Raw genomic sequence first — 6,750 nt, 5'->3', positions numbered from 1 at the left:
CCAATTCCCCCCAAACCTCCGGGGGGTCGACGGAAACAACGCCTCTAAACCTCGGCAACATAACGACTCAAGCATAGTTCTACAGATTACCTGGCTGTGGTCATTTGCTAACAGTAACTGAATCTTGTTCTCTGAATACCTTTCCTGGTCGTATCTTTATTCGAATAGACTCTTCGTGCTTGTCTGGTATCCAGTAACGGTCATGAAGATGCTATGCGCTCATGGGAATACTGTAACTTCACTTCCCAAGTGTTTCTGAAGTAGAGACTATCGCGGGTGTGTAATTGTTATCCGATCACCCAACCACGGTATAGCAATGAGCAATAACACACACGCATCCTTAGCACGGGTTATCTCGACAATCCTCAACGACTATGAGGAGTGGAACGAGCCGTTCGATCCATCACAACTCCCCTCCAAAGAGCCGCTGACCGCCATCACGGGCACCCGCGACCGGGCTTTGTTTCTCACATTCACCTCCTCGGTCAATTACCGTCGACCTGCTGACCGATTATGGCGCACTGCAGCCGAGCTTTGGAGAGACTACCGGTGGGTGTTCGAACCAGCAACGGTTGTTGCACGCGGACAGGACGAGCTCACAGCGGTGTTCAAAGAAGTCGGTATGCAGTTCCACAACCAGGATGCAAAGTACTGGTTTCAGAATGCACGGACCTTTCACGAGGAGTTCGATGACTCCCCGCTTGAGCTGTTTAGTGCGAACAATGACGATGCAGTTGCAATCCTTCAGTCAGTCCGGCGTCATCCCGACCTCCTCGGGCTTGGTGGGCAGAAAATAGGCCCGCTTTGGATGCGACAAATCCACGAAGAGGTTCGACCACTCACCAGAGTTCCTGAGCTGGACATCCCAGTTGATACGCAAATCCAGAAGGTAACCGCAGTACTGCTTGGAGAGGAGCTCTCAAATGAATCTATTCGCCGGTTTTGGCGCGACTTCTCCAGGATCCATGGGTTTGATCCCGTCATCGTCGACCGACCGCTGTGGATTTTAGGTTCGATCTGGGATGATGGGGGTGAAGCCTATCTTAGAGAAACGATGGCTTCTGAGGGGTACCAACCAAGTGAACTTCTCTCAGGTTCTGAGACTGTTCCTGTGCGTGCGAACTATGACTCTGATGAGGAATGGGTTACCGCGGTGGCGGCGTTTCTTCGCGTTCCTGAACAGACGGTTCACGATGTCCTCGAGGAGGCAGCGCAAACGTCATTTTTCGTTTGCCGCTGATCTGTTGAGGTGGTGGTTTAATGTAGGAGATACGACAATCTGTCAATATGCCCACGTTCGATGTCTCGTTTTCGGGTGACATTCAACTGCAAAATCTCCTTTCGTCATTCACTTCGGATGACGTAGTCCGCTTCTGCCTTGCTGTCCCAGAACAACATGATTCGTTCTTTGACACACTACACAACGCATTAGATCAGACGCTGGCTCAGGTCCGTCTTCTCGTCTCTCCTTGGGGATTGAGACCAGATCGAGATGTATTACTCAGGTTGAATGAACTCTCTCGAGTAGAACTCCGGATCGCACTCCCCAGTGCGACTACAGACCCAGTTTCTATACCGCATCCACTTCCAACATTCCTTCAGGGCTTCAACGGTGATGAGTCAAGTAACTTACCAACAGATCGATTTTCAACGGTACTGTTGTCTACTGTGTCTCACTCATCGAATGAACCGATCCAGTTTGGAGGCTCAGTTAGACTGTCCGAGCTGCAGTCTTCTGTCCACAGTACGACGGTACAAGACATTGAGGAACGGTGGGAGACCCTCTGGGATGGCGGGCTCGAACCGCAGGAGTGTGAACTCAACGAAGCGAAACTATTCATCGCAGATATCGGCACACTCCAAGGGGGTGCACAGAGCCAGGTTGAGGTTTCAACATCTCATATGTCGTTTTTCACACGAGAAGACAAATCATACCAAAAGGGAGATGGGAAGGTGGTCGACATGATTGTCAACGGAGAGACGACAACACATCCGGTTCGGTATGGCGAGAACGGGATGTGCCAGATCAATTTACCGAATACTCTTGCAGGTGACTATCTCCAAGATTACCACTTAATTGTCAAATACAAGGACGAGAATACGTTTGCGATTTCGACAATCCGTGATGAGGATGTCAACTCATCCTTAGCGCCGGTTCTTGAACTCGCAGATGAGTTGGAGTTTGAGGGTAGTCGACGTTTCTACTATTGCTAATTTTTGAATTCACACCTCTCTAAGCGCCTCTTTTAGACCGAGCTTCTGTTTTTGGGGGCAATCAACCACCTCACGAAGCTCTTCAGATAGCTCCCCGGACTGCCGTAGCTGTTCTTTGCTCTCTTGGAGCTGTGGGTTGATTTGGTGTGTCCACGCAGCGATGACGTCTTCGTCATCCGGTTCTTCTCCAAGTTCTGCAATCAAGGGTACTGCAGATAGCAAGCACGACTCTGACACGCTGTCTGTCCGTTCGATAGCAGCATTCAGCTGTTGAATTGCCTCTGCTACTTTCGTTAGGAGCGTCGCATCTGTGGTTGAGATCGCATTGACTCCTGCGGTGGCGTCAACGCTTGTGAAGTACGAACGGTGTTCTCGTTCAATTCCGGGGCCAGTTGGTGACTCAATGAACACAACCCAGAGGTTCGGTGGGAATTGTAGCAGCTCACCGGATCCGGGAAGTGTCAGAGACGGATGGCTGTCGTCGTTCGATACCATCTGTGAGCTACTACGTTGGAGAAGCGGAGAGAGTACCTCTCCAAGCAAGTCGGTGAGATCATGTTTACCGTGACCCCGGATTACAACAAGGTATTTGTCAGAAATCGTCTGGTCATACGTTGCCTCTGCAGATGCCGCGTCAGCTGTCCGGATGAACCGTTTCAACTGTCCATCTTGAATCGGGTTCTCTGGATTCCCTGTTACCGATTCGATGAGCTCGTTGTAGGACGTCTGCGAACCGATGGTTATCTGCTTCAGATGTACTGAGACTTCCTCCTCGAACTGTTGTGTCCGCCATCTAGTAAAGTGAGAGAGTACTGTTCTAGATATCCAGTTAGGCTCACCAAGTAGACGAGCTTGTGTGTTCTGTTCAAGTTCAGATCGTAATGTGGCGTACCATTCTGGTGTGCCGTCTCTGCGGATATCGCCTGCTTCTGTCTCTCCCTCGTCACTGGATTTGAACAGGGTGACAGAGGTATCGATATCCGGGACTTGCAGCTTGTCTTGTGAGCTCTCACGTAGCGAATGCGCATTAAGAAACTTAAGGACACTTCCGTGGTCCTGCCGAATTGCTTCAAGCCCACGATCGTTTAGTGGACTAAAGCTAATCGTCCATTCAATGCTGTAATCGCCGTAGTTGGCGATTTTCTCGCCACTAATATCGACAGCGATAGGGGGAGATAACAACAGAAGGTGATCCCATGTTTCTGGATCTCCGTCTGAACTCCACACGTGCCGTGCCATCTCTCGGTCGACCTCGCCGTCGAGAATGATCGCAGCGAACTCATACTGTCTATTCCCAGTATAGAATAAGATCGCATCTCCTGGAGAGATATTGAATCGCTTGTTCCGGCTCTTGACACCCCATAAGTGGGCGTTTCCTCCTTTAGGATACCCAACCTGGTGTATCGTTTCTTCGAATGACTGTCTGGCCTCGGATGACTCCGGAATCTCTGAGTCGACAAGTCGAACACCTTCGAGGGCTCCCTTCTTCAGGTTCGTATACGCGACATCATTGCTACATGGCGCTAAGAATAGTCGTGACGATGGCTGATCACTCATTTTGAACCCCTACCTCGTCAAGAAGTGAACAACTATAGAGTGGCCTATACTCCCGCGCGACGCGGTCTACGATCTTTCGATATTCTGCCTGTGTGATTTGTCCACGGTCTCGAACAGTCTTCAGCCGACGAGCGAACTCAGTACGGACTGGCTCCAATTCAAGTGCATCGAGCTGGCTTTCTAGTGGCTCGAGTGTTCGAAAGAGCCGCTCCAGTGCTGCATCATTGAGCTCCTCTTCAGTTATCGCAGCTTCTACGAACCACTGGAGTACGTTTGAGGTCTTTTCTGTGTTCTCCTCGAACGAAGCAAGGAAGCTAAGATTTCTAAATTCGATGTTCCGAATGATTTCCGGACGGTCTTGACGATCGCTCAAGAACGCGTATGCGTGTTCCCAAATCTCATCTGGATCGTCTTCTTCGAACTCCCGTGCGACTTTAACCACAGTATGGAATAATTCAGCGTCTGCTGATTCGTTTTGGAGTTGCTCAACAAGGACCTCGAAATAGTCTTCTTTCGAAAGGGATACGTCTGAACTGTCTGCACTCTCAATTCGCTGAACTGCGTCTGCAACCCGGCCGCTGGTAAGTGCACGAATGAATTGTTGCTTCGGATCAACCTCATCACCAGAGAGATTGAGATAGGGATCAACTGGCTCATCGATTTCTCGAGTTGCAATGAGGAATTCAGCAAGTCTGCGAGCGTGCTTTCCTGTAATTCCGATCGTATCGAGGTCCGCTGTAACGTCTTCGACTGTGGGTTTGTCGTCGTACGGCTGAAGCAAATCTGGAAGAGAAACTCTACCCTTCGAGAGTGCATCAAGAAACTCTGGGAAGTCTTCTTGGATAATCGCAATCTTAGCTAAGAACAACATGTCCGCTCGTCGCTCTATGCTAATTGCTTTGGGGTCTCGACGCTCAACCAGTTTCTGAAGAGTCAGGGTACGGTTCAATGCAAGAATCACTCGTCGCGGTGTCTGGAGGTCAGCGTTGAGGATCACTTTTGAGACGATTTCAGCGTGGTTTCGGAGGTCAAGTGTTGCGGCTTCTTTTTGTGCTAACGCCCGTAGCTGACCCTCGTCTGGCGTCGTAATCGGAACTTGCGTATCGAAGAATTTCGCTAAGAAGTCTCGCTGGTTCGTCTTATTGGAGAGGTATTTACCGTCATCAGATGCCTTGAGGTGTTGATACAGAGCGTCATCATCACATGGTATAATGTAGGTACATCTGTCGTGATCCATGAATGATTTCAGGGCCACAAGCGTCTCGTAGACCGCTTTGCTCTCACAGCGGTCTAAGTCGTCAATGACAATAATGATCTGTTCAAGTGGCTCTCCGTGAGTCGCCTCATACCGAGTTCCAGCCTTGTCGATGATCTTGTTGAAGAGTTCTTCATAAGCCCCGGACCATTCCTGTCTGGGATTGACCATTGTACGGCCAGTCATCGACGACGTAGTGAGAATCAGCCGGAGAGCGGTTGAGATGAGGAATGTGATTGCACCAAACTGAATAAGTTGTTCTGTCGATGTTCCGAGAACCACATTGAGAACGTTAGAGAGGACCAGTAACGTGATGACCAGAATAACCAGCTGAATAGCGAGGTCCTTTAGAGTTGGCACAATCGACTCAATAATCGAATTTTCTTTCCGTTCTTCGACGTCGTGGAGCGTATTTAAAATCGCCTCAGAGTCAAGGAGCTCGGAGTTACCAAACGAATCGAAAAACGAGGGGGAGGGAAGATAATCGAAGTGATCGAAAACATTCCTAATCCGCCGTTCGGGAAACAGGCTGGGAAATGGCCAACCGGTTGTGTCCTTTGCGAGCTCTTTGTTGAGGTCCAAAATCAGACTCGTCTGGATTGAGTCGACGCTGTGTTGCCACGCATCGATCTTTACGCAGGCAATATTGCTAAACGGATAATTTGGCTTGTTCTCTTCGGGAGACGAGACTGCGGTCTCTGTCTCAGATCTATCGCTGTCAGAATCCGTTACAGTTGACGAGTCATTCGCTTCGAACTTGTATGACCCTTCGCGGGCAGCATCAATTCGGTCGAACAGTAACTCGATGATTGATGTCTTCCCAGAACCCCACGTCCCGAATACACCGATATGCCACGGTGGCTCGTTATTCCAGATGATGGATTCGAGAAGATCAACATACGCCTTGTGCTCGAGGTCATCGTCCTCAATTTGTTCAAGATGAGTGTCTCGGAGATATTCTGGTTCACTAGCACCCATCACACGAGATATTTGATCACCAGAAGGACCCCCTTCGTCAGAATCAACCGACGTGTCGCCCATTCCCTCAGTCACGAGGAGGCAGACAGTCTTCCATACTATAATATTTATGAACCTGACACTAGCGTGGAGAACACCTTATTCCGAACAGCACATCCCCACTACATCACCCTGAACAACTGATAACGGATTTTCTGCCGAGAGCTGGGTACCACAGCGGCAACAACACACCGGTTCCATCACGCCAACTCCCCGACCAAAGGCGACTCGCAGCTGTGTTTCGGCAGTATCCTCTCCGAGTGTTAACACGACGTCGCCTTTCTCGTATTCGAAGTACGCCGCCCCAAGTGGCTCACAACGAACTTCGATTGAGTGCCGGCTCCTGATGGCCGCTTGCTTGTCGCTGAACCCGTTCTGTTCGGCCTCGAGGAGTTCTTCGAGCTCTGAACGGTGCGACGTGAGTGCTGCTTCGACTGCGTCTTGTTCTTCGAGCACTTCGAGACTTGCTGCACGATCTGCAGCTGTCGTGAGCTGGTCGTTGAGGTCTTCCAATTTCGATTCAAGCCGCTTGACTTCCTCACAGTGCGATTCAATTGCAGACTCTTTGAGAGACACGTACTCCTCGAACTCAACGTTCGCTGCGCGAACTGCCTGCTCACGAATAGAGGTGATGAGTGGGTCAATCGCTTCCTCGAGTGCGTCTTGGCCGACTGACAGCCAGTTTCTAAGAGTTACATCATCGCGTT

Annotated in this window: 5 protein-coding genes; 2 read left to right on the top strand and 3 right to left on the bottom strand. The window is 50.1% G+C overall.

The window, feature by feature from the left end:
- Window positions 1-316: 316 nt before the first annotated feature.
- Both C5C07_RS20110 and C5C07_RS21230 read left to right on the top strand, forming a co-directional pair.
- On the top strand, window positions 317-1,240 hold the full coding sequence (locus C5C07_RS20110) for a hypothetical protein (protein WP_115806013.1): 924 nt from the start codon (window positions 317-319) through the stop codon (window positions 1,238-1,240).
- A 47-nt stretch (window positions 1,241-1,287) separates the two neighbouring features.
- Entirely contained in the window at window positions 1,288-2,214 is a 927-nt protein-coding gene (locus C5C07_RS21230) for a hypothetical protein (RefSeq protein WP_147302070.1), read from the top strand.
- 9 nt (window positions 2,215-2,223) lie between these two features.
- On the opposite strand, the gene C5C07_RS21225 is transcribed toward C5C07_RS21230, so the two are convergent.
- From C5C07_RS21225 to C5C07_RS21380, 3 genes are all read right to left on the bottom strand, one after another.
- On the bottom strand, window positions 2,224-3,771 hold the full coding sequence (locus tag C5C07_RS21225; protein WP_147302069.1) for a hypothetical protein: 1,548 nt from the start codon (window positions 3,769-3,771) through the stop codon (window positions 2,224-2,226).
- Window positions 3,764-6,079 (bottom strand): P-loop NTPase fold protein, encoded by a 2,316-nt coding sequence (locus C5C07_RS20100; protein WP_115806011.1) that lies wholly within the window; start codon window positions 6,077-6,079, stop codon window positions 3,764-3,766. Before C5C07_RS20100 ends, C5C07_RS21225 begins: the two co-directional genes overlap by 8 nt.
- A gap of 63 nt (window positions 6,080-6,142) precedes the next feature.
- Window positions 6,143-6,750: hypothetical protein (locus C5C07_RS21380; RefSeq protein ID WP_158546609.1), on the bottom strand; the 608-nt coding region annotated here is incomplete at its 5' end.

Origin of the sequence: Haloferax sp. Atlit-4N, from assembly GCF_003383025.1 — an archaeon.
Lineage (GTDB): Archaea > Halobacteriota > Halobacteria > Halobacteriales > Haloferacaceae > Haloferax > Haloferax gibbonsii.
Note: the sequence above shows the minus strand (reverse complement) of the source record. Positions and strands in the feature narration are given on the sequence as shown.

Bases quoted from the DNA above. Each gene is read 5' to 3' on its own strand.
- C5C07_RS20110 (WP_115806013.1), top strand. From the start codon at position 317: ATGAGCAATAACACACACGCATCCTTAGCACGGGTTATCTCGACAATC.
- C5C07_RS21230 (WP_147302070.1), top strand. From the start codon at position 1,288: ATGCCCACGTTCGATGTCTCGTTTTCGGGTGACATTCAACTGCAAAAT.
- C5C07_RS21225 (WP_147302069.1), bottom strand. From the start codon at position 3,771: ATGAGTGATCAGCCATCGTCACGACTATTCTTAGCGCCATGTAGCAAT.